The sequence below is a fragment of the bacterium genome (assembly GCA_030690305.1).
In the GTDB taxonomy this organism is placed as follows: domain Bacteria; phylum Patescibacteriota; class Minisyncoccia; order Phycocordibacterales; family JAGLPS01; genus JBBUCK01.
The window spans coordinates 129,944-150,446 of sequence record JAUYHB010000027.1 but is presented as its reverse complement, the minus strand read 5'-3'; the positions used below and the strand labels follow the sequence as shown (position 1 = coordinate 150,446).

Annotated in this window: 25 protein-coding genes; 10 read left to right on the top strand and 15 right to left on the bottom strand. The window is 45.9% G+C overall.

Annotation, left to right across the window (positions count from 1 at the left end; all coding sequences use genetic code 11):
• The 3 genes from Q8O71_04225 to Q8O71_04215 form a co-directional block, all read right to left on the bottom strand.
• On the bottom strand, positions 1-1,289 hold a 1,289-nt coding region (locus tag Q8O71_04225; protein MDP2705568.1), incomplete at its 3' end, for a DEAD/DEAH box helicase family protein.
• A 4-nt stretch (positions 1,290-1,293) separates the two neighbouring features.
• The gene (locus tag Q8O71_04220; protein MDP2705567.1) at positions 1,294-2,985 is read right to left on the bottom strand and encodes a site-specific DNA-methyltransferase; all 1,692 of its coding nucleotides are present in this window, start codon (positions 2,983-2,985) and stop codon (positions 1,294-1,296) included.
• Positions 2,986-2,987: 2 nt separating this feature from the next.
• Complete coding sequence (locus Q8O71_04215; protein ID MDP2705566.1) at positions 2,988-3,173, bottom strand: helix-turn-helix domain-containing protein; 186 nt, start codon at positions 3,171-3,173, stop codon at positions 2,988-2,990.
• 289 nt (positions 3,174-3,462) lie between these two features.
• Here Q8O71_04215 and Q8O71_04210 point away from each other — a divergent pair, with 289 nt between their 5' ends.
• Together Q8O71_04210 and Q8O71_04205 are read left to right on the top strand one after the other, a co-directional pair.
• Positions 3,463-4,134: an Ltp family lipoprotein gene (locus tag Q8O71_04210; GenBank protein MDP2705565.1), complete on the top strand. Its 672-nt coding sequence runs from the start codon at positions 3,463-3,465 to the stop codon at positions 4,132-4,134.
• 20 nt (positions 4,135-4,154) lie between these two features.
• Entirely contained in the window at positions 4,155-4,418 is a 264-nt protein-coding gene (locus Q8O71_04205; GenBank protein ID MDP2705564.1) for a hypothetical protein, read from the top strand.
• Positions 4,419-4,430: 12 nt separating this feature from the next.
• On the opposite strand, the gene Q8O71_04200 is transcribed toward Q8O71_04205, so the two are convergent.
• On the bottom strand, positions 4,431-5,006 hold the full coding sequence (locus Q8O71_04200; GenBank protein ID MDP2705563.1) for a hypothetical protein: 576 nt from the start codon (positions 5,004-5,006) through the stop codon (positions 4,431-4,433).
• Positions 5,007-5,090: 84 nt separating this feature from the next.
• On the opposite strand from Q8O71_04200, the gene Q8O71_04195 reads away from it, so the two are divergent.
• The 5 genes from Q8O71_04195 (at position 5,091) to Q8O71_04175 (ending at position 9,530) form a co-directional block, all read left to right on the top strand.
• Positions 5,091-5,720, top strand: a complete 630-nt coding sequence (locus tag Q8O71_04195; GenBank protein MDP2705562.1) for a hypothetical protein — start codon at positions 5,091-5,093, stop codon at positions 5,718-5,720.
• 5 nt (positions 5,721-5,725) lie between these two features.
• Positions 5,726-6,643, top strand: a complete 918-nt coding sequence (locus tag Q8O71_04190; protein ID MDP2705561.1) for a DUF4238 domain-containing protein — start codon at positions 5,726-5,728, stop codon at positions 6,641-6,643.
• Positions 6,636-7,565 (top strand): hypothetical protein, encoded by a 930-nt coding sequence (locus tag Q8O71_04185; protein ID MDP2705560.1) that lies wholly within the window; start codon positions 6,636-6,638, stop codon positions 7,563-7,565. Before Q8O71_04190 ends, Q8O71_04185 begins: the two co-directional genes overlap by 8 nt.
• Positions 7,566-8,086: 521 nt before the next feature.
• Positions 8,087-8,641, top strand: coding sequence for a LemA family protein (locus tag Q8O71_04180; protein MDP2705559.1), 555 nt, complete (start codon positions 8,087-8,089; stop codon positions 8,639-8,641).
• Between the two features lies 1 nt (position 8,642).
• Positions 8,643-9,530, top strand: coding sequence for a TPM domain-containing protein (locus Q8O71_04175; protein ID MDP2705558.1), 888 nt, complete (start codon positions 8,643-8,645; stop codon positions 9,528-9,530).
• A 47-nt stretch (positions 9,531-9,577) separates the two neighbouring features.
• Here Q8O71_04175 and Q8O71_04170 read toward each other — a convergent pair whose 3' ends face one another.
• From Q8O71_04170 to Q8O71_04155, 4 genes are all read right to left on the bottom strand, one after another.
• The gene (locus tag Q8O71_04170; GenBank protein MDP2705557.1) at positions 9,578-10,684 is read right to left on the bottom strand and encodes a nitronate monooxygenase family protein; all 1,107 of its coding nucleotides are present in this window, start codon (positions 10,682-10,684) and stop codon (positions 9,578-9,580) included.
• Positions 10,685-10,813: 129 nt separating this feature from the next.
• A complete protein-coding gene (locus Q8O71_04165; protein ID MDP2705556.1) occupies positions 10,814-11,131 on the bottom strand; it encodes a hypothetical protein in 318 nt (105 codons plus the stop codon).
• 161 nt (positions 11,132-11,292) lie between these two features.
• Positions 11,293-11,514, bottom strand: coding sequence for a hypothetical protein (locus Q8O71_04160; protein MDP2705555.1), 222 nt, complete (start codon positions 11,512-11,514; stop codon positions 11,293-11,295).
• An 80-nt stretch (positions 11,515-11,594) separates the two neighbouring features.
• The gene (locus tag Q8O71_04155) at positions 11,595-12,047 is read right to left on the bottom strand and encodes a GatB/YqeY domain-containing protein (GenBank protein ID MDP2705554.1); all 453 of its coding nucleotides are present in this window, start codon (positions 12,045-12,047) and stop codon (positions 11,595-11,597) included.
• A 37-nt stretch (positions 12,048-12,084) separates the two neighbouring features.
• Between Q8O71_04155 and Q8O71_04150 the strand changes: the two genes are divergently transcribed.
• Positions 12,085-13,170: a DNA recombination protein RmuC gene (locus Q8O71_04150; GenBank protein ID MDP2705553.1), complete on the top strand. Its 1,086-nt coding sequence runs from the start codon at positions 12,085-12,087 to the stop codon at positions 13,168-13,170.
• Positions 13,171-13,252: 82 nt separating this feature from the next.
• Here Q8O71_04150 and Q8O71_04145 read toward each other — a convergent pair whose 3' ends face one another.
• From Q8O71_04145 to Q8O71_04135, 3 genes are all read right to left on the bottom strand, one after another.
• Positions 13,253-13,561: a hypothetical protein gene (locus Q8O71_04145; GenBank protein MDP2705552.1), complete on the bottom strand. Its 309-nt coding sequence runs from the start codon at positions 13,559-13,561 to the stop codon at positions 13,253-13,255.
• Entirely contained in the window at positions 13,512-13,733 is a 222-nt protein-coding gene (locus tag Q8O71_04140) for a hypothetical protein (GenBank protein MDP2705551.1), read from the bottom strand. The genes Q8O71_04145 and Q8O71_04140 overlap by 50 nt, the downstream gene beginning before the upstream one ends.
• Positions 13,734-13,835: 102 nt before the next feature.
• Positions 13,836-14,087, bottom strand: a complete 252-nt coding sequence (locus Q8O71_04135; GenBank protein MDP2705550.1) for a hypothetical protein — start codon at positions 14,085-14,087, stop codon at positions 13,836-13,838.
• A gap of 117 nt (positions 14,088-14,204) precedes the next feature.
• Here Q8O71_04135 and rplU point away from each other — a divergent pair, with 117 nt between their 5' ends.
• Positions 14,205-14,582 (top strand): 50S ribosomal protein L21, encoded by a 378-nt coding sequence (gene rplU / locus Q8O71_04130; GenBank protein ID MDP2705549.1) that lies wholly within the window; start codon positions 14,205-14,207, stop codon positions 14,580-14,582.
• A 28-nt stretch (positions 14,583-14,610) separates the two neighbouring features.
• On the opposite strand, the gene Q8O71_04125 is transcribed toward rplU, so the two are convergent.
• The 4 genes from Q8O71_04125 to Q8O71_04110 all read right to left on the bottom strand — a co-directional run bounded on the left by Q8O71_04125 (position 14,611) and on the right by Q8O71_04110 (position 19,167).
• Positions 14,611-15,234: a toprim domain-containing protein gene (locus Q8O71_04125; protein ID MDP2705548.1), complete on the bottom strand. Its 624-nt coding sequence runs from the start codon at positions 15,232-15,234 to the stop codon at positions 14,611-14,613.
• A gap of 3 nt (positions 15,235-15,237) precedes the next feature.
• Positions 15,238-16,626 carry a replicative DNA helicase gene (gene dnaB, locus Q8O71_04120; protein ID MDP2705547.1) on the bottom strand — a complete coding sequence of 463 codons (1,389 nt, stop codon included), beginning with the start codon at positions 16,624-16,626 and terminating at the stop codon, positions 15,238-15,240.
• Positions 16,627-16,860: 234 nt separating this feature from the next.
• Positions 16,861-18,249, bottom strand: a complete 1,389-nt coding sequence (gene cysS / locus Q8O71_04115) for a cysteine--tRNA ligase (protein ID MDP2705546.1) — start codon at positions 18,247-18,249, stop codon at positions 16,861-16,863.
• Positions 18,250-18,252: 3 nt separating this feature from the next.
• Positions 18,253-19,167: a CorA family divalent cation transporter gene (locus Q8O71_04110; protein MDP2705545.1), complete on the bottom strand. Its 915-nt coding sequence runs from the start codon at positions 19,165-19,167 to the stop codon at positions 18,253-18,255.
• A 71-nt stretch (positions 19,168-19,238) separates the two neighbouring features.
• Between Q8O71_04110 and Q8O71_04105 the strand changes: the two genes are divergently transcribed.
• A complete protein-coding gene (locus Q8O71_04105) occupies positions 19,239-20,465 on the top strand; it encodes a S41 family peptidase (GenBank protein ID MDP2705544.1) in 1,227 nt (408 codons plus the stop codon).
• Positions 20,466-20,503: the final 38 nt, after the last annotated feature.

The window sequence follows — 20,503 nt, the reverse complement described above, 5'->3', positions numbered from 1 at the left end:
AAATCGGATGAAAGTCGTGTCTCCTCACGGAAGCGTTTTGAGTGCCATGATTCGAGGTCAATGGACTTATAGTCCGGCCGGCGTTTACCTTCATACACAGTGATGTAATCACGCGATATGTCCTCAGCAACTTCGATGTCCGGCAAGCTCGTAAACACATAGCCGATATTCAGATCTTGATCTTCATAGTGTTTGAGCTCCGGCATGCGCATAATGCGGCCAAGTGTTTGTATAGAGAACGTCATGTTCTCCTCGCGCCACTGACGGAACAGTACGAGTATTGCCGCACGCGGGCAGTCCCATCCAAGTGCGATGGCCTGTTTGAAGATCATAACCTGCACCTCGTTCTCGTTCTTTTCAATGTTGGCGAGGTTGATCTTGTTATCCTTCTCAGAGAGATAGATCGCGAGGCGACCGTTCTTTGTGGTAATGCCGTACTTGGAAAGCATCGCAATGACCTCGTCCTTTTTATCCGCGACGCCGGCTTTTGCATCCGGTATCTGGATCAGTAGGAGCGGATTCACACCAGATCCCTTTGCCTCGTATTTTTTCTGGAGCTCCGCTCGCTTCTTTAGAGCACTCTCGAGTACGAGCTCGTCTGCGGTCTTGTCGCTTTTTTTCGGATCGAGAACATAGTGCTCGAAACCAGGGTTGATCGCGATTTCCTTCTTGATCATACCCTCGTCTTTTACCGCCTTGAGCTCGACCTCAACAATACGGTTCGCGTTGTTGAGTTGAGGCGTCGCCGATACTTCGAGTGTGAGCTTAGGACCAATCTCGCGGATTAAGTCCTTCGAGTTCTCGCTCTGAGCTGGATGGTGGCGTTCGTCGATGATCATCACGACAATGCGCCCCTCGTTCTTTGTACGAGTGATAACGGATGTGAGATTGTTGTCGCGTTCATTGGCCCGCACGTATATGTTTCCCTTCTTGTTGATGCTGGCCCAGTTCAGAAACAAGATCTCGTTTTCAGCGATCTTCTTATCCTCCAAATCCTCATAGCGCGAGCACTTCAAACCAACAGCGTAGTGGTCGTAGTATTTCGCGAGCTTCTCACGACTCTGGTCATGGAGCTTGTTTACCGCGATCCATACGAATGAGAAGTGCTTGCCGTCATCACGGGAGTCGATGAGGCGCTTCAAAAACTCCGCCGCCATTAGCGTCTTGCCGGAGCCCGTAGGCGACTTGAATATAAGTACTTTGTCTCCTTCAGCATCTAACAACCTGTTTGCTTCTCGCTTCAGGTCGACAACTGCATTTTCTTGATAATCCTTGAAATTAATCCACATATGTTTATTTGAAAATCTCCCTATACACCTTGAGGATTACATCCGGTATCGCACAGAGAGTGACCTTGCTTTTTACGTCCTCAAATTCCTTCTCGTGCGGCTCATCTCCAAGCGAGAAGACATAGGTATTGAATTGACCATCGATTTTCTTAATGACCTTTTTGTAGTCATCTATTGCGTCCTCGTGAAAAACAATACCAAGGTACTTGTCGGAGTTCTTGAAGATCTTGAAATCATCGCCCTCTTTGACGAGGTCGAACGCCGCTTCGCGGATACAGAGCATATCGGTCGATTCGTTGACCAGTTTTCGTTTGTTTTTGTCTGATGGCTCTGCCTCTACGAAATCACACGTATAGTATTTCAGATTGCCACCTAGACCGTTGATTTTCTCTCCTTTCGTACTCGTGTACCCCTTGATGACCTTTTTGATTCGCGGATAGCAGACGTCAGTGCAAATGTCATTTTCGTTGTTCGTGCAGAGGACGAACCGTCGATTGCCGCCGTCCTCTTTGTTTAATGCAAGTACGGCGTGGCCTGTTGTTCCTGATCCGGCCATAAAATCAAGAACGACACTGTTTTTGTCTGTGGCCAATTCTAGAATCCTTTTAATCAACGATACCGGTTTGGGATTACTGAATTTCTTTTCACCCAGAATTTCTTCAAGCTCCTGGGTCCCATTCGTTGTTGTACCAACATCATCCCAAATGGATTTAGGCGTCAGTCCTTTTTCCATTGCTTCACTCAAAAACCTCTTTCTCTGTGGCTTACCATTCCCGCTTTTCCCGAACACCATCCTATTGTCTTTGAGCAAACGCTGGTATTCCGATTCAAGAACAGCCCAATGACGTCCTTTTACAGGCAGGTACTTCTCGCCTGTGTTCGGATTGGTGATTGTGTAAGACAGGTTTTTCCGGACACCAGCCGCTTCAAACGGGTCCGCCGTCCATGCACCACGCGGATCGTTGTCAGGGTTTGAGAACTTCTCTTCATTAGTGGGGAGCTTAAATCGGCCACCCTTTCTAATTTGCTCGCGTAGAAACTCCATATCCTTTGCATAGACCAGCGTATGGTTATGGTTAAGAGATATGATTGCGTCACTGGAGACGGATTTTCTCGAATTCCAAATGACATCCATAACATAGTTGCGTTCGTCGAAAATCTCGTCCGCCAGCATTTTTAGCTGAGCAAATTCGTTCTCGTCGATGCTCATAAAAATGACACCCTTTTGTGTAAGCAGGTTCTTAGATAACTTCAACCGCCTTTCCATAAAAGCAAGCCATTTGCTGTGCCTGAATGGATCCTCTTTGTCGACTAGAGTATCGTTATATGTGAAGTCCTTGTTGCCGGTGTTATACGGTGGATCGATATAGATTAAGTCGATGGCGGCTTGGTGTGTGAAATTCAAAACGGCAAGCGAGTGGTAATTGTCTCCCTCAATGATGAGGTTCGTTTGTTTTGAGTCAGCCGTTTCTATTACTTTCGACGCCACTTCTTTCAGGACCGGAAATGGTTTGCCCGCCATCTCATTTGGAAACATCTCGCTGGGAGTCCGCGCGTCTGGGTTTATGAGAACGTCGATTTTCTCCTCGGGCAAATCACGATGCCAGACAAGGCCGTATGTTGTTTCCTTGATTCGCGTGATCTCTTTGATCAGCTCATCCTTGGACCAGTCGTCGTAATTAATTTTTTTAGCCATAATTATTTTGTACTTGTTGCTTTGAGAAAGCGATCAAATTCGGCTCGACTGATTCGAAACTCCTTACCGATTTTATGTGCCTTGAGCTTTCCGGCCTTGATGTAGCGATAGATAGTCATCACATTCATTGAAAAAAGCTCTGCGATTTCCTTAGCAGTATAAAAATCCTTTCGATCCAGCTTCCGCATGTATTTTATGATACTTTACTTTCGTTGACAGAGCAATCTGGCATTTTTCCACACTTATATGCTATTCTAGTAAGACAACTGAATAGCCCGAAAGGGCACGACCTAAACCCTCGAGATTTTCTCGGCGGCATGGTTGCGGAGTCAGGTAATGCGTAAAGAACCCGTCATGGGGTCGCATTACCTGCCGTATCTGGAAACGGATACGTACGGCGCAAGCCGTAGCTCCGTGGCGGGCTCTTTGCGTCAAGAGTTCCACCAACAGTTGCTTTAACAACTAACCGTGGAATTCATGGATAATCTATTTGCAGTATTTTTATTTCTTTCTTTTGTAGGACTTGTCATTGGTCTTTTCCGACCTCAGTGGGTGCGAGTGTCGTCGCGCAAAATGGCCGGCAAAGTATTTGGCGGGGCGGCGGTTATTTTTTTCATACTTTTTGCTATCTCAACTCCCGATGTGCCCGAGTCCTCTACGGCGATCAACGTTGCCCCAAAAGTGCAAGAAGTGGCTGATACCTCGAACACCTCTGCTAAGCCCGACACAAGGGCAAACAATGCGACACAGGGGCCAAGTACGGGTGCTCAAAGGGTGCCTGTACCGCAACCTGCCGCTAAACCGGCACCTACTCCAGCCCCAGCGCAGCAACCCGCTCCGGCTCCAACAACCAGCAACGAGACAGTTAGTCAAAGAAATGCCGTTAGAAAAGCCACCGCTTATTTGGGGTACTCAGCTTATTCCCGTGATGGATTGGTTGCTCAACTGGAGTACGAGCAGTTCTCTCATGCTGATGCGGTTTACGGCACAGATAATTCTGGTGCTAACTGGAATGAACAAGCGGCCAAAAAAGCTAAACAGTACATGGAGTACTCAGCTTACTCGCGTGGTGGTTTGATTGAACAGTTGGTGTACGAGAAATTCACACAAGCGCAAGCCGAGTACGGAGCTAATGCGGTCGGCTTATAACACCAAAAAACAAGATAAAAATGAACAACAATCAAAAACAATGCCCCAATTGTAAGAGTTACAAAGTTCAGAGCGTGACGACCATGCGCATCTTGGCGGCGTTCATCGCTCTGCCTATAGGCCTCGTCTTTTTGATAGTATTTCCGCCGCTGGGGATTTTGTGTCTAATAGGCGCAGTCATTCTCATTCCCATGCTGTTAATCTCCGCAGCTGCCGGAAAGAAGGGAAAATACGTCTGCCAACAGTGTCATTGGAATGGAACTGAAGCAGAGTTAGGTAAGTGAACATGCATTTTCTCATTCTCCTTTGTAGCTGGACACTGAACCTGGAGTGCAACTAACAACATCACTTTTTACGTTCATTGGTGCTGGCCGCAACTTCCATGTTCTGAAAACACCAATAACTTGTTCGTGTAGTTCCTGTGGCAACAATCCCTCGCGTAACATTTCCTCTAGAGCCGCGCGACGATCCTCATAGATACCAACTTCAAGCTCTGCTTTAAGCAGATCGAGGTCCATCTGCACAACCGTTTTGATAGCATTGATTTGCTCCGATGCTTTCGGCCGTGTTATGCCATGGTCAGCTGAACCAACTGGACTCCAGTAAGCAATTCTCAAAAGCTGTTTTCTCAGCGTTCCGTGTCGTTCCCTGATCTCGGCAAGCCGGTCCGTCAATTTTTCCCGATCAGAATGAATGACAACGTCCCTGCGTACCTTATGCATCAATCGCATAAGATACTTGTCGCTTATAGTTCTGTGCGTGTTGCTCGTTATGATTTTTTGGAGTCGCCTTACGGTCATCAGCGGGTCCAACGCGAGCGAGTCGCGTACCATTTCGCGGAGGTGGGCTTCTTGTTGAGGAAGGATTTTCATAATTTGTCGTACTATGTCGTAGTATTTTTACCTTACATACTTTACTATAGTTTACATCACAACTATACTGGAGTAAATAAAAACATGAGAATTACAGAACTTCCAACTTTGGATCGTAAAGTCGTTAAGGATCTGAAAATTGCACTTAAGGATTTTGAACGGCTGGTAAAGAACCCTCAATTCCTATGGAATGGGCGAGAGTTTACGAATTTTAGTTTGCGACCACGCGAGGCATGGGCTAATTGGCTTGTATGTGTTGTTTTACGCAAGATACACGGGAGGGATATCAGCTTTATGGAGGATGACGAGGGGGACGGATTTATTGTTGATAGAGAGCTGGGACTTGCTTTTCAAACGGAGCACGTATCAGCACTTAACGTTCCGAAAGGAAAGCAACTGCCTGATGGAGAGCAACGGGTGCTGGACGCTATAAATCTAAAAATTGCACGGGGCCGCGACTATGCACACGAAAAGCTCCTTGTCGTTTTCTTCGATGGTGCTGGTCAGTTCTTCAGGAGCAAAATCCGCGAGAATATCTTCGGACGGCATAATTTCGAAGCGGTGTTCTGTGTTGGTCTATTAGATTCGGGTCCGAATGGTTATTCCTATTCGATCACTGAATTTAGAGATTCCTTCGGTAATCAATCCGTAACCCATAAAGTGGAAATAGACATAGATTTTAGCGATTGGAAAATAACGAAGATCATGCAGTAAAAACCATGTCTGATCCCAAAAACCAACATATCATTCCTCAATGCTATCTAAAGCAATTTGTTGACCCGAATACTCCCGCCGGATACGAGCCGTATGTTTGGATATTCGAGCGTGACACTAAGCTGGGAAAAAAGAAAGCACCGAAGAACATTCTGGCCGAAACAGATTTTTACACCCTTGAAGGTGGTGATTATTCTATTGAAAAAACTCTGGCGCAGATTGAAAGCGAATACTCGGTGATTTTTGAAAAGAAGATCAAGAACAAGCTCCCACTTACTCCTTATGAACATGCTATCTTCTGTGCATTTGTTGCCGCTATGTTGCAACGAACTCTAAAGCAAAAGGAGCATATTGAGAACCAAATGGACCAGATGATCGGTTGGGCAAAGCAACTCGAAATGGTACACGGAGCGAAACCAAAATCATCGATTGCTTGGGAGGAAGCGAAAAAGGACGCTCACAAAATTAGTGTCATTGAAATGGTGCCTGAAATTGCCAAGATCCTTACCAAAATGAACATTGCTTTTCTTTGTTCAAAAAATAAACGGGTATCGTTTATTGCTTCTGATTCTCCCGCATATCTCTTTAACAGTCAGCTACAATTCCAGCGATGGTTTGCTCCGGCGTTTGGTCAAAAGCATGTCGAGGTGCGTATGCCACTCTCCCCAGAAATCTCCGTATGTTTTAGTTGGATCAATAATCTGCGTGGCTACTTGGTAGCAACCGAGGACATGGTACATAACGACAACCGAATGGTGTTCGGATACTCTCACCAGTATTTCATTGCAAACTCTCATAAACTGAAACGGCGCTGGTTCCGGCGTCTACCCTTGGACCCAGTATTTATTTGGCGTTTCCTAAAGAACAAGACCCCGATGTGGATCGCCGATTTTCGTCGTAAGTACCGTAAATACCATGTCTGAACAAGAAAAGCTAAACAAGGCGCGATCACACTATGACCGTGGAGAATATCCCGAAGCGCGACGGTTACTAGAACAAATCTCAACGAAAAATCCCACAATCCGCCTTAACGTTCTCGCGGCATTTATAGGAGTTCTCGATCATGTTACGGAGAATGACAAACTCCTAGCTGTGGCAAATGAAGGAATCGACCTTGCAACAAGAAGCAACAATGCGACTATGCGAAACTACTTTTTAGGCAAGAAGTGTTTCTTTTTGATGTCGGATTTATCAATGTTAATTTACAGACAAAAAAATCTCGTATTGTCTGCCCGTGTTTTTGGTTGGATTGATTTTTCGCTTGAAAGAGACAAAACAGAGTATGAGGAGATTGGTAAGCGTCGGAAAGAACTCGAGCAAGAGATAAATTCAACGTTGGCGGCTGTCATTGAAGGCGCGGAGAAATCACCGGATCATAATTTTAGAGGCCACCAGCTTTCGACTATCGGGGACGCTTATAGCTCAAAGTACCTAGCAGACAAACTCGACTTTCAAGATGGCGGCAAGTACAAAAGCAAAATAGCTAACCTCTATCTTGTAAGGCGATGGAACCTCGATAGATATCTCTATGGGAGAGATGTTCGTCTCAAAATAGATGAATCCAGAGATAAATGTATTCAGTATTTCGAGAGGGCTATCATAGAATTTGAGTTAGCCGGCATGAAATCCGAACAAGCACACACCCTCTACAACCTCGCCGTAAAGCTAAGAACGTTTAATCGGTTTCGACGAGCACGTAAACTCCTAGGGGAAGCGAAGACCATGGCAACATCAGTAAACGAGAAGCGTCTGCTCGATAAAATCTCTACTTTCGAAAAAGAGCTTGCTGACAAGAACCGAAACATTCGAGATTACGTCAATGAGTTCGGCCTCGATATGCCCTGATATGTGTCTTGTTCTACTACCATTGAGGTAAGTATTACGGTGAGGATACTTTTTGCAAAATGGCTATAAAACATGGTTTAATTGAGGTACCAAGTAGCTAGGATCAATTGTCTGAAACACCTGCTTCCATCGAAGTACCATGGTTTCCAAGGTGTTCCATCCTAAGCTCTCTGGGCTCATGCCAACATAATGTCCGCTTTATGCGGGCTTTTATGTCGGCACATGAATCTCTGGGAGAGATAATCGAAAGACGGAGCGCGACGGCGCGAGGTGGGGTGAACCGCGACAACTGGAAGCGGTGCAAGACCGGACTGAACGAAGGTGAAGGAGGTGGGCTCGCGGGTTTTGCCAGTAGGCGAAAACCTGTGAGGCAAGATTTTTAGCAGAAAATTAGGCGTGACCGATTCCCCGTGGGGTCGAGGAAATTCAATTACGACGGCAATTGAATTATCCGTGACCATACAGATACAGATAGCCGATTCCCATTTGAATTTTCCACCTAATCGTTATAAAATCTCATCATGAAAAACACACTTTTAATAATTTTAGTTTTGGCAGTTGTTTTGGGAGCGTATGGTTTTATGACGTACAATGGTCTTGTTACTTCAAACGAAGTGGTTAATAACCAGTGGGCGCAGGTAGAAACGCAGTACCAGCGAAGATTTGATTTGATTCCGAACTTGGTGGAATCCGTCAAGGGCATAATGCAACAGGAGCAAACAATCTTCACGGCCATTGCCGAGGCACGTACCCGTTACTCCGGCGCGCAGACTACGGATGAAAAAGCGGCAGCTGCGGGGGAAGTTGAATCGGCTCTCGGACGCCTTCTGGTTGTCGTTGAAAATTATCCGCAATTGAAATCGGCCGAGAACGTGCAGACGCTCATGGCGCAGCTTGAAGGAACGGAAAATCGCATCAGCACCGAGCGCAAACGATTCAACGACGCGGTGCAGGTGTACAATCTGAAAGTAAAAACCCTGCCCTCTAGCCTTATCGCGAAAATTACGGGCTTTATTGAACACGCATACTTTGAATCCGTATCCGGTTCCGACACTGCTCCGCAGGTTCAGTTCTAGCATGAACATTTTTCCCCACATCAAAAAAGCCGCCTTGATAGCGGGTTTCGTTCTCGTTCCGATTTTTGTGTTCGCGTATACAAGTCCGGGAACGCCGCTCGGGTTTGTGAACGACTTTGCGCACGTTCTAAGCCAAGAGGACGAACAAACGCTTTCCGCGCAATTGACGGCATTCGAGCAAAACACAGGCAATGAAATCGCGGTAGTAACGATTCCCAATCTTGACGGCGACACTGTTGAAAATTACGCCGTAGAATTGTTTGATGAATGGAACATAGGCAAGAAGGGGGCGGACAACGGTGTCTTGCTTCTTATCGCTTTTGAAGACCATAAGATGCGCATTGAAGTCGGATACGGCCTTGAGCCTGTATTAACCGATGCCGAAAGTTTTTACATAATGAGCAAAATCCTGACGCCGGCGTTTAAAAACGGCGACTACTATGGTGGCATCAGCGCGGCGACCGACAGGATGCAACGTGTTATAACGGGCGAGGAACAGGCGGCCACCGCGGAAGTGGGCACGAACGTCAATTTCGACGCCATTTTCAACTGGGCTTTTGTAATTTTCTTTTCCTTTGTGTATCTGGGCTCTGTGCTTGCCCGCTCAAAGTCGTGGTGGGGCGGGGGCGTAGTTGGTGGAATTATCGGTATTATCGTTGGAATATTCTTTGGGTTTTTCTACACGGGCATTCTGGCTTTTCTCTCCCTTGTCTTTTTCGGCTTATTTTTCGATTTTATAGTTTCAAGCACCTATAAGCGTAATTTATCATCAGGCCGTTCTTACCCGTGGTGGATTGGAGGGGGAGGAGGTTCCTCCGGTTCCGGTGGTAGCTTTGGAGGATTCGGAGGAGGTTCTTCCGGGGGCGGTGGTTCCTCGGGAAGTTGGTAGCAAACTTAAATTTTCTTTTTGAATAAAAAAAACCGTTGCCTCTAGAATCAGAAGCAACGGTTTGTTAGCTCATCCATGAGCTCTTTAACCGAGAGAATCCTGTCTACTCGGTAGGCGTTTGCCCCAACGGTGTAGAGAGGAAATTCTTCCGGAGCATATCCAGCTGAACTAATTAATCCATTACAGAGACAAAGAAAAGAATTATTTTTCGGATGTCCCGGCATTGCTTGGCAGACGGATAATTTCCCGTCCGTACCGCGCCGAAGAAGATATCCTCTGTTACATTTTGGCTTCCGCGCATGTGTGTACATTGGCGAGTGCTTCAATATTCTGAACGGGAGCATACACGGTGAAGCCGGAACGGAATCCGGATACGCAACGACGATTATGTCGTCCATACCCGCGGAGATTACGGCTTGCTTGTATGCGTCTGTCGCGGAACTTTCATAGGTTGCCAGAAAACGAGTTGCGATCTGTACGCCCTTGGCACCTATCGCCAAAAATTTCAAAATATCTTCATGCGTATAAATCCCGCCGGCAACAATAACAGGAAAGTCGCCATGTTTGTGTGTGACATCCAATACCGGAGGTAAAAGAAGTTCCAACGCAAACTCTGCATTTTCCACCTCATTCATTTTGAAACCGAGATGGCCACCGGCTAAAGGCCCTTCCAAAACAACCGCATCGGGCCGATAGTGAAATCGTTCCCAGCGCTCCACAATAATTTTCAGGGCTCGTGCCGAGGAAACTATCGGAATAAGGGCGGTGTGTTTGGGCGGTGTAATACTCGGGAGACCGAGTGGAAATCCCGCACCGGAAATAATCGCATCTGCCCCGGCGTCAATTGCCCCGCGGATAGTATTTTCATAACTACCAATGAGTGCGCACATGACATTAATGCCGATGGCGCCGCTGTTTCCGGCTGAATTTTTTGCGAGTTCTATTTCGGTACGCACTGCATTGTATGTATCAAGTTTTTTTCTGTCACGGCTTGATACTACAGTGTCGAGTCCGGCGCTTGAAATTATTCCAAGTCCACCTTCCTTTGCGACACTACCGGCGAGCGGGTAGAGAGATATTCCAACTCCCATTCCGCCTTGAAAAATACAATTTTTTAAATCAAAATTCTTGATTTTTAGTCCCGGCAGACGCATGGTTTCCTCCTTTCTTTTTTCTGTATGTGAAGAACGTTTCTTAAAAAATTATAGCACCCATTTGTTTTTTAAAAGAAAAAGAGCGGAAACGTTTTATGGTTTTCGCTCTTTTAGGGGGAGGGAACGAACTTAATCGTTCGCGTAGGGAAACCACTGGCGAGGTGGCGGAAGGAATGGGGAAGTTTTCTGCAAATCAAGACGCATTTGTTGTTCTTTTCTTCTATGTCGGTTACCGTTGCATTGTCGATATGCAAGGGTGAGAACTGTTTTCGACAGTTCATTGTACGGGTCGGATATTGTCTGACCCTGGTTGAGAAGAAGAACAAAATTAACAGCGGATTCCAATGTGATTGGAATGCCTGCGTTTTTGTTTTTGCGGAACTTCGCCACTGCTTCTGTTGCCAATGTTCCCGGCTCCTTAATGATGGGAAGGGTGGTTGTAACCATCTTTCGCCTCCTTTTGAAAGTACTGAGCCGTATATATGTAAAAGTAACAAAATACGTATCCTGTCAATATAGTATCACAATTTGCCCCAAAAGTCAACCATCTATATAGGCCTGTTGATAACAAAAAAGAGCCCTGCCATTCAGGGCTCTTAAAACGCGGTCTAGCCGCAACAAGGGGAAACGTCGGTTATTTTCTCGCACTTCCATTTTTCCCACCAGGCTCTATGAGCGATTTTCAGTTGTCTTTCGTTCGCTCGGTAATTTTTCTCCATCCACTTGATATCTTGGGGAGAAAACCCGTGAAATATCTCTCTGAATACGGAAGAGCTGCATCCTAATAGGCGATACAGGTTGTAAAAATCTTGGTCTTGCGCAGTAACCATTTCTACCTCCTTTTGTTCTGTATGTGGAGCAAAATGTCTGAGGGAAATAGTACTCCTCAAACCCGCTCTGTCAATCGAACCTAAGAGAAAAGAGCGTCAATAACTTCCTTCACATCACCTCCATCAGCTTTGCCTTTTAGTTCTTTCATGACGGCGCCCATAAGCATTCCGGCCTTCGCTTTGTCGGTCATGCCAAGTTCCGCCTTTTTCTTTTCGGCAACAATTTTAATCTCGTCCTTGGACATTTGGGGCGGAAGGAATTCGGCAAGAATTTTCATTTCCGCTTCCTCGCTTGCGGCCAATTCAGGGCGTCCGCCTTTTGTAAATTGTTCAATGGAGTCTTTGCGCTGTTTAATTCCACGCGAAACAACAGCGAGCACTTCTTCATCGGTAAGCATTTCGTCGGGCTTGCGGCGCTTGGCGACAAGTTCGTTGGTACACGCGGCGATAAGTCCGCGATAGGTCAGAAGACGCACTTCGTCTTTTGCGCGCATTGCCTCAGTCATCTTTCCCCGTATTGCTTGGTGTAACATATGCCTTCTAATATACTATTTTTGCTATAATGACGCTATGTCTCAGACGGGAGTTCTTATTTTTATCGGTATTGCCATACTCGTTTTAAACGGTTTTTTACTGTGGTTTTTTCTAGGCAGAAAACCTCAGGAGAAAGAAGGCAACGACACCGGCCTCAAACTCATTCTCGAGCAGATGAACGAACTCACGCGCCGGCAGTCCGAACTCACACAAACTGTGGACGGGAAACTTCTGGAAAACTCGCGCCAAATGACGGACTCTCTGCACCGCACAAGCGAGAGTTCGGCGAAGATAATCCGCGATGTGACCGAGAAACTCACTCGGCTTGATGAAACCAACCGCCAAGTCGTTTCTTTTGCCGACCAGCTTAAATCGCTTCAGGATGTTCTGAAAAATCCAAAACAGCGGGGGATACTCGGAGAATACTTTCTAAAGACGCTTCTTGAGAACGTTTTAGCGCCGAAGGATTACCAGATGCAGTACAAATTCAAAGATGACACGGTTGTAGACGCTGTAGTCTTTGTTAAAGAAAAAATTATCCCCATAGACTCAAAATTTTCATTGGAAAATTATAACCGTCTAACGGAGGAAAAAGACCCGACACGGCGTGGTGAACTGGAAAAACTCTTTAAAGGGGATTTGAAAAATCGCATTGACGAGACTTCGAAATATATAAAGCCGTCCGAGAATACTATGGATTTTGCTTTCATGTTTATTCCTCATGAGGCTGTGTATTACGACTTGCTTGTAAACGAAGTAGGCGCCACGAAAGTAAATACCCGCGACCTTATCGAATACGCTTTCAAAGAAAAGCACGTCATCATTGTTTCCCCCACATCTTTTTTTGCGTATCTTCAGACTGTTCTTCAAGGCCTTCACGCGCTTCAGATTGAAGAGACGGCAAAAGACATAATCAAGCGAGTAGCGGATTTAGGTAAGCATATCGGTGCCTATGAGCAGTATTTTTCGGCTATGGGCAACACGCTTGGCACAACGGTTAACCATTACAACAAAGCATACAAAGAACTCGGAAAAATTGATAAAGACGTTTTACGTATTACCGAGAAAAGCCCGGGCATAGAAGTTTTGACTTTGGAAAAGCCCGACAGGGAGGAAGAGTAAAAGACGTTCATAATCACTTCAACGGGAAGAAATGAAAAAATAGGAAAAACAAAAAAGCCGTGAGTTTACAAACTCACGGCTTTTAACTGACAACAAAACGCAAAAGAGGGTCTACGACGGTGTTTAAAAAGAGAGCGAGAAGAAGAGCGAGTAAAATCCCGCCCGTCAAAAATCTTATCAATTTCCCGATAAGGACTTTTCGGTCTTCAGCCGCAATTTTGTTTAAAAGTATCTGGTCTCCCTGACGAAACTCATCAAGGAAATTTTCTTCCAGTCTTTCTGTAAGTTCTCCGGGAAGCCGAGAGAATCTCTTGAAGTCTGCCGGAGTGCCGATTTCTCTTCTATAAGCGTTGTAGTAGTCCTGCATTTTTTTGTCGACTGTCTTCAGCATTATGCCCTCCTCTTTTTGGCCAGTAGGGAAAGATACGGGCGCTTTCCATTCTCCATCCGTGAAGTTCTTCCAGTCTTCTCCTGACTTCAGGATTGGTTTCGGTTTTAAACTTTTCCCGCAGTTCATCACTGATGACAAGTTCTTTTATTCCTAACTCTTTTTTTTGTCCCATGTTAGACTCCTTTTGTAAAAGTTCTTCTCTTTCTGTATTGAACCGAAAAAACAAATAAAAGTCAAAGAAAGAGCCGCGAACGTACTAACGTCGCGGCTCTTGTCAGCCTTCGATTTCTTTTTTCTTTCCATCCGTCTCGAAACCGGGAGCGGGGAACCAGTCATCGCTTGTATTGTCATTTGGCATGAATAGCGATACTGCCTCCTCACTTCTCTGTAGTCTTTTCTCTTGAATTTTGTCCACTTTCTCGTGTGACATCCCGGATGATTCGAATGCTTTGACGTATTCCCACGGTCTGTTTCCCTTGTCAAGAAACCTTTCAAAATGAGCGAGACTTCCTATCTTTAATGCCATATTTCCTCCGTTTTTTAAGAATTTTCGGTTTAAATTTCTCTTGGAGATACTAGCACATAATATGGCTCTGTAAAAACGTTTGCATTTTGAGTATATTTGTGTAGAATAGGCAACATTATGGCTGAAAAGGCAGTAAAAAAGAATACGGTAAAGAAAACCCCGAAGACCGCTTCAGGAAAAGAATTCGCAGTTATTTTGACTGGCGGAAAACAGTACACGGTTAAAGTGGGGGACACCCTAAAAATTGAAAAACTTGCCGGAGAACACAAAGAAGGAGACAAGATCACTTTTGATAAAGTGCTTTTGGTGGACAATGGCACGGACACAACCATCGGCACACCGTATATAACAGGTGCGAAAGTGGAAGCAACATACGCCAAAGCGGGAAGATCAGCTAAGGTTTTGGTTTTAAAATACAGACAAAAAAGCCGTTACCGAAAAGTTAATACCCACCGCCAGCCCTTTGCTGTGGTGAAAATAGACGCTATAAAGTAAAAACAGACGCAAATCGCGTCTGTTTTTTTTAATGCCTGTTTTGTAGAGCGTTTTTGATGGTTTCGCTGTCGGCGTATTCAAGCTCGGCACCGGTTGAGAGCCCGCGTCCAAGCACGGAGATTTTAATTGAATGTTCTTTAAAAAGCGGTTCAAGGTTGGACTGCAAGAAAAGGGAAGTATTTTCTCCTTCGGGAGTGGTATTGAGCGCGAGGACAATCTCTTTAAGTATTTTTTTCTTGCCCTCCTTTTCTATTTTTTGTTTCAATTCTTTCAGTTTGATTCTCTGTTCGGGATTTTTTTCAAGTATGGGAACAATGCCTCCGAGCACGAAATATCGCCCTTTCCAATATCCGCTTTTTTCAATACTTTCCAAATCAACATTTCCCGAGACAATAAGGAGGGAATGTTCGTCGCGGTGCGTGTCCGAGCATATGGAACATACGGCGGACGTATTGCCGTTCTCTTTATGAAAATATCTGAAACACGATTCGCATAGACGCATTTCTTTGGAAAGCTTCTGCAACGCTTCGTTCAACTCCGCGATAAACGTCCCGTTTTTTCCCAAAAGAAAATATACAAAACGGCGTGCCTGACGGGGGCCCACGCCGGGAAACTTCATGAATATCTCAATCAGAGTATCAACGCTTCGCATGGTTTACAGGTCACCGAATTCCGAGTCGGCGGACGGAACTTCCGATTTTTCAATACTGAGAAACGTTGACTTTTTGTCGTCAAAATAAAGTTCAACTTTTCCGGTCGGACCATTACGGTGTTTTTCAATGAGTATTTCGGCGATGTTCGGCCGGTCGCTGTTCTCGTCGTATTTATCCTCTCGGTGAATGAACATCACGACGTCCGCATCCTGTTCGATGGAACCCGAATCGCGTAAGTCCGAAAGTCGGGGACGTCCGCCGCGCTGTTCAACGGCGCGCGATAACTGGGAAAGCGCGAGCACGGGCACATCAAGTTCGCGGGCCAAGTGTTTGAGAGAGCGGGAAATTTCCGTGACTTGTTGAACCAGAGAATCCGAAGCACGCGTATGCGTCGGGGCCATGAGCTGAAGGTAATCGACGATAATAAGCCCGAGATTTTTTTCGCTCTTCAAGCGTCGCGCGGTGGAACGCATTTTGAGGATTGTATTGCCGGGCTGGTCGTCTATATAAATCGGGGCTTTGGAAAGCACGTCAAGCGAATCTCGGATTTTTCCGAATTCTTGTTCTATAGAAAGCTGGCCGGTGCGTAATTTCCACGCGTCAACGCGCGACTCGGCCGCGAGCATGCGGTCAACAAGCTGTTGCGAACTCATTTCCAGAGAAAAAATACCGACGGGAGTATTGTGTTTTATCGCTGTTTGGCGGGCAATGTCGAGAGCAAGAGACGTTTTTCCCATGGAAGGACGTGCGGCAAGGATGATAAGGTCTGATTTTTGCAAACCTGAAAGTTTGTTATCGAGTTCCTGGTAGCCGGTGGGCACTCCGCGGATTTTGTCTTCGGAACGGTGGAGCCTGTCCAATCTTTCCCACGCTTCGCCGAGAGCGTCTTTGAGAGAGGTGAAATTGTGAAGGTTGGAAGTGTTGGTAACTTCAAAAATTCTTTTTTCCGCGGCATCAAGAATATATTCAATCTCATGCGCCTCTTCGTATCCGAGAAGGGCGATATGTTCGGATGCCTCAATAAGTTTGCGCATCAGATATTTTTTGCGCACGATTTCCGCATAGTGTTCAACGTGGGCGGAAGAGGGAACCGAGCTTACGAGTTCGGAAAGATATGTGCTTCCTCCGACATCGTCGAGAAGATTTTTTTCTTTAAGACGGGAAGAAAGGGAGAGAAGGTCAACGGGTGTGCTTTTGGAAAACAAATCAAGCATCCCGTCAAAAATAATCCGATGTCTCGTTGAATAAAAAACATCGGGAGAAATTATGTCGATAATTTCATACAATGCCTCTGGACGAAGCATGACCGAGCCCAACAATGCCATTTCCGCCTCAACGTTTTGAGGAGGTACGCGGACATTTTTGACTTGCATAAATGGAGAAACAGGCATTTTTTTTGTAACTTTAAGTCTATCACACCCAAAAATCCGTCTATTAAAAAAGAGGAGGAAAAAGAGGAAAAGGTGTGTCTAAATTGTGAACAAGTCCTTGACCTGCAGATTTGTTGTGTTAGAGTGTGGCAAGCGACTGAAGAGGGATCTTTAGTCATTAGAGTAGTGAGCAGTACCTCCTTCTTTGCCTGCCGAGAGCGTAAAACCTCTCGGCAGTTTTTTTTTGTTTAACTTTCAGCGTTTTTTCCCGATGAAAAAACCATGTTCCGTATCGCGTATTTCATAGCCAAGGGAAAGAATTTGTTCTCTAAGAGCATCAGCCTCTTTCCAATTTTTTTCCACGCGGGACTTCTCTCGTTTTTCGGCAAGTTCGCGGACATTTTGGGGGATTATCCCTTCTTCAAACAGGGAAGCGGAGAGATTGAGCCCGAGTACCCGGTCAAAGTCCAAAATAGTCGCTTTCTTGTCCTCTTCTTTTATTTGAGTATCTTTAACAAGTTTCCACAAGAGCGCGAGCACTTTGGGAGTGTCCAAATCGTCTTCAATAAGTTTTTTAAATTCCGCATGATATGGAGAAGCAAGTTTTCCTTCGGATTCGGGAAGTTGTAAAACGTGCGCATTAAGTTTCCGCAACGCGACATCCGCCGCCTCCAACGCGTCCCAGGAAAAAATCATCGGTGAACGGTAATGAGCGGAGAGGAGCCAATAGCGGCAAGCGATGGGATGAATGCCATGTTCGGCGATACCCGCGAGCCGTACGAAATTTTCTTCCGACTTTGCCATTTTCACGTCTCCCGAAGCATTGATAAACGCATTATGCATCCAGAAACGGACAAATTTCTTTCCTGTTGCCGCTTCGGATTGCGCGATTTCGTTGTTGTGATGGACGGGAATATGGTCGATGCCTCCGGTATGAATATCAAACGTTTCTCCCAAAAACTTCATGGACATGGCCGAACACTCGGCATGCCATCCGGGAAATCCCGTTCCCCACGGCGATTCCCACTCCTGCTGGCGTTTTTCGGCGCTTTGAGAGAATTTCCATAATGCGAAATCAGTCGGATTCTTCTTCTCCGTATTGGCGGCAACGCGCGCGCCTTCCGAAAGCCCCGCCAAATTTATATTTCCCAATTTCCCGTAATCGGGAAACTTGGAAGTGTCGAAATAAACACCATCGGATGTCACATACGTGTATCCTTTTTCTCCAAGGTGTTTGATAAGGGCGATTTGCTCTTCAATGTTTTCCGTCGCGCGAGGGAAGAGGGTGCCGGTAGTTTCGATATTGAGGGCGTGTATGTCGTCGAAAAAAGCCTGCGTGTAAAACTCGGTGATTTCTTGCGCGGTTTTTCCTTCTTTTCGCGCGCCCGCTTCCACTTTGTCCTCTCCCTCGTCATGGTCTCCGACAAGGTGTCCCACATCGGTAATATTGATGACTTGGGTTACCGAAAGGCCCTCATATAAGAGGGCGCGCTTAAGGATATCGGCAAATACGTAAGCACGGAGGTTTCCGACGTGCGGATAGTTATATACCGTCGGGCCGCAATGATACATTCCGACGGTTTTGTCGTGAAGTGGAGCAAATTCTTCTTTGCGGTCGGTAAGAGTATTAAAAAGCGAAAGCATCGGTTAAATCCATTTCCTTAATTTGAAAGCAAGGAAAATAGTCAAAACGGCGACAACCATAATGATAAGCACGATGAAAAAATCGTTTTCCTGTCCGACAAACGGAAGCCATGTGTTCATGCTGAAAATGCTCGCAATCAAGGAAAGCGGGAGAGTAATAAACGCCATGAGAGTAAGTGTCTTCATCACTTCGTTCTGTTTCGATTCAAGCAGAGAATTGTTTGTTTCGCGGAATTCAACAACAGATTCCATGAGACTGTCGATAGATTCGCTTATGTTGCCGTGTTCGGCTTGCAGAGCGTCAATCTGATATTCAAATTCGTCTCCAAAAATTTTCTTTCCGGAAATCTCGATAGCCGGAAGCAGATGGGTATGAGTACGAATAACTTTTTTGAAATCAAGCAATACGCGGATGGCATGCGAGAGGGAAATAACCATATCTTTTTCCTGCCCGGTAAAAATCTTCTTTTCAATACCTTGCATCCAGTCGTTGAGGTACCCGAGTTCGTTCTCCACCGATTCGTACAATTCTTTAAGCATGATAAAGAAGAGCAGATTTCCACTTCTCTTGTCCATGCCGTCGGTGACGATGGACTTCACTTCAACCTCTTTGGCCAATTGCTCGAGGGCGTCCACAATTTCATACCGCACGGTAATGACAAAATTTTTGCCGACAAGAAAATCGATTTCCTGCGACGAGCAATCTTCCATGTGCGTATGCTTGGATACGGGGAAGTGAAGCACCGTGTAAAGATATCCATTTCCGATTTCCACTTTAGGCTTCGGTGTAGGTGTCAGAAGGTCGTGAGAAACCACCGCGTCTATGGAAAATTCTTTAGCGACAACACCAACCTCTTCTTCAGTAGGCTGATTAAGGTCTATCCACGTTACACTGTCGTACTGGTACCGATTCATCATATACGCACTATTATATCTTGCGATGTTTTATTTGACCATCACGATACGAGCGTGCGATAATTGGAAAGCACATGCGGAATTTTTCCACCAAAACAATAGTTATTATCGTTGCCGCGGCCCTTATCGGGGCTTCTTTTGGCATTGGATTCTACATGGGCGAGAAGCGCGCGACGGTCGCTGCTATCAATCTTTTAAATAAAGAGGAGGGCAAGCCTTCCTCTGTCGACTTCGCCCCGTTCTGGAAAGCGTGGACCATCCTTGATTCAAAATTCGTTTCGGTCTCAACCACAACCGAGAAAACGGTAACGGATGCCGACAAAGTATGGGGTGCTATTTCAGGCCTTGCGGACTCCTTCGGAGACCCGTACACCGTCTTTTTCCCGCCCGTGGAAGCAAAATACTTTGAAAGCGAAATCAGCGGAAATTTTGAGGGCGTGGGAATGGAAATCGGCATCCGAGACAACGTGCTGACGGTTGTTGCCCCGCTCAAAGGCACGCCGGCGTATCGCGCGGGCATTCAGGCGCAGGACAAAATCATAGCAATTGACGGCACTTCAACGGCCCGCGTTTCCGTGGATGACGCTATTCAAAAAATCCGCGGACCGAAAGGCACGAAAGTGACCTTTACCATTGTCCGTGAAGGCGAAAGTGAAGCGCTTGAAATAAGCGTTGTTCGCGACGTTATAGACATTCCCACTCTTGATACCGAACTTCGCTCTGACGGCATATTTGTCATAAAACTCTACAATTTTTCCGCAGTTTCGCCGAATCTTTTCCGAAATGCCCTTCGTGAATTCATTCTCTCGGGCTCAACACGGTTGGTGCTCGATTTGCGTGGAAATCCTGGAGGCTTTTTGGAAGCCGCTGTTGACATCGGAAGCTGGTTTCTACCGGCGGGCAAAATTATTGCCATCGAAGACTACGGGGGAAAAGAAGAACAGCAGTTCCACAGAAGCAAGGGCTATGATATTTTCAACGAAAATCTCGAATTCGTTATTCTTGTAAACCAAGGCTCCGCTTCGGCCTCTGAAATTTTGGCGGGAGCCTTAAGCGAGCACGGTGTCGCAACGGTTGTCGGAGAACAGACATTCGGTAAAGGCACGGTGCAGGAACTCGTACAACTGACCGCCGATACATCTCTGAAAATTACCATTGCCAAATGGCTGACGCCAAACGGCAACTCTATTTCTGTCGCCGGTTTTACGCCCGACGTTGTAGTGCCGATAACTTCCGAGGATATTGAAAAGGGAAGAGACCCCCAATTACAGAAGGCGGTTGATATTCTCCTCAAAAAGTGATAGAAATACAGGATTACCAAGGAATCTAAAACCTAATG

What these genes read in the sequence shown, in the direction of transcription:
- Q8O71_04220 (MDP2705567.1), bottom strand. Translation starts at nt 2,985, where the DNA reads ATGGCTAAAAAAATTAATTACGACGACTGGTCCAAGGATGAGCTGATC.
- Q8O71_04215 (MDP2705566.1), bottom strand. Translation starts at nt 3,173, where the DNA reads ATGCGGAAGCTGGATCGAAAGGATTTTTATACTGCTAAGGAAATCGCA.
- Q8O71_04210 (MDP2705565.1), top strand. Translation starts at nt 3,463, where the DNA reads ATGGATAATCTATTTGCAGTATTTTTATTTCTTTCTTTTGTAGGACTT.
- Q8O71_04205 (MDP2705564.1), top strand. Translation starts at nt 4,155, where the DNA reads ATGAACAACAATCAAAAACAATGCCCCAATTGTAAGAGTTACAAAGTT.
- Q8O71_04200 (MDP2705563.1), bottom strand. Translation starts at nt 5,006, where the DNA reads ATGAAAATCCTTCCTCAACAAGAAGCCCACCTCCGCGAAATGGTACGC.
- Q8O71_04195 (MDP2705562.1), top strand. Translation starts at nt 5,091, where the DNA reads ATGAGAATTACAGAACTTCCAACTTTGGATCGTAAAGTCGTTAAGGAT.
- Q8O71_04190 (MDP2705561.1), top strand. Translation starts at nt 5,726, where the DNA reads ATGTCTGATCCCAAAAACCAACATATCATTCCTCAATGCTATCTAAAG.
- Q8O71_04185 (MDP2705560.1), top strand. Translation starts at nt 6,636, where the DNA reads ATGTCTGAACAAGAAAAGCTAAACAAGGCGCGATCACACTATGACCGT.
- Q8O71_04180 (MDP2705559.1), top strand. Translation starts at nt 8,087, where the DNA reads ATGAAAAACACACTTTTAATAATTTTAGTTTTGGCAGTTGTTTTGGGA.
- Q8O71_04175 (MDP2705558.1), top strand. Translation starts at nt 8,643, where the DNA reads ATGAACATTTTTCCCCACATCAAAAAAGCCGCCTTGATAGCGGGTTTC.
- Q8O71_04170 (MDP2705557.1), bottom strand. Translation starts at nt 10,684, where the DNA reads ATGCGTCTGCCGGGACTAAAAATCAAGAATTTTGATTTAAAAAATTGT.
- Q8O71_04165 (MDP2705556.1), bottom strand. Translation starts at nt 11,131, where the DNA reads ATGGTTACAACCACCCTTCCCATCATTAAGGAGCCGGGAACATTGGCA.
- Q8O71_04160 (MDP2705555.1), bottom strand. Translation starts at nt 11,514, where the DNA reads ATGGTTACTGCGCAAGACCAAGATTTTTACAACCTGTATCGCCTATTA.
- Q8O71_04155 (MDP2705554.1), bottom strand. Translation starts at nt 12,047, where the DNA reads ATGTTACACCAAGCAATACGGGGAAAGATGACTGAGGCAATGCGCGCA.
- Q8O71_04150 (MDP2705553.1), top strand. Translation starts at nt 12,085, where the DNA reads ATGTCTCAGACGGGAGTTCTTATTTTTATCGGTATTGCCATACTCGTT.
- Q8O71_04145 (MDP2705552.1), bottom strand. Translation starts at nt 13,561, where the DNA reads ATGCTGAAGACAGTCGACAAAAAAATGCAGGACTACTACAACGCTTAT.
- Q8O71_04140 (MDP2705551.1), bottom strand. Translation starts at nt 13,733, where the DNA reads ATGGGACAAAAAAAAGAGTTAGGAATAAAAGAACTTGTCATCAGTGAT.
- Q8O71_04135 (MDP2705550.1), bottom strand. Translation starts at nt 14,087, where the DNA reads ATGGCATTAAAGATAGGAAGTCTCGCTCATTTTGAAAGGTTTCTTGAC.
- rplU (MDP2705549.1), top strand. Translation starts at nt 14,205, where the DNA reads ATGGCTGAAAAGGCAGTAAAAAAGAATACGGTAAAGAAAACCCCGAAG.
- Q8O71_04125 (MDP2705548.1), bottom strand. Translation starts at nt 15,234, where the DNA reads ATGCGAAGCGTTGATACTCTGATTGAGATATTCATGAAGTTTCCCGGC.
- dnaB (MDP2705547.1), bottom strand. Translation starts at nt 16,626, where the DNA reads ATGCCTGTTTCTCCATTTATGCAAGTCAAAAATGTCCGCGTACCTCCT.
- cysS (MDP2705546.1), bottom strand. Translation starts at nt 18,249, where the DNA reads ATGCTTTCGCTTTTTAATACTCTTACCGACCGCAAAGAAGAATTTGCT.
- Q8O71_04110 (MDP2705545.1), bottom strand. Translation starts at nt 19,167, where the DNA reads ATGATGAATCGGTACCAGTACGACAGTGTAACGTGGATAGACCTTAAT.
- Q8O71_04105 (MDP2705544.1), top strand. Translation starts at nt 19,239, where the DNA reads ATGCGGAATTTTTCCACCAAAACAATAGTTATTATCGTTGCCGCGGCC.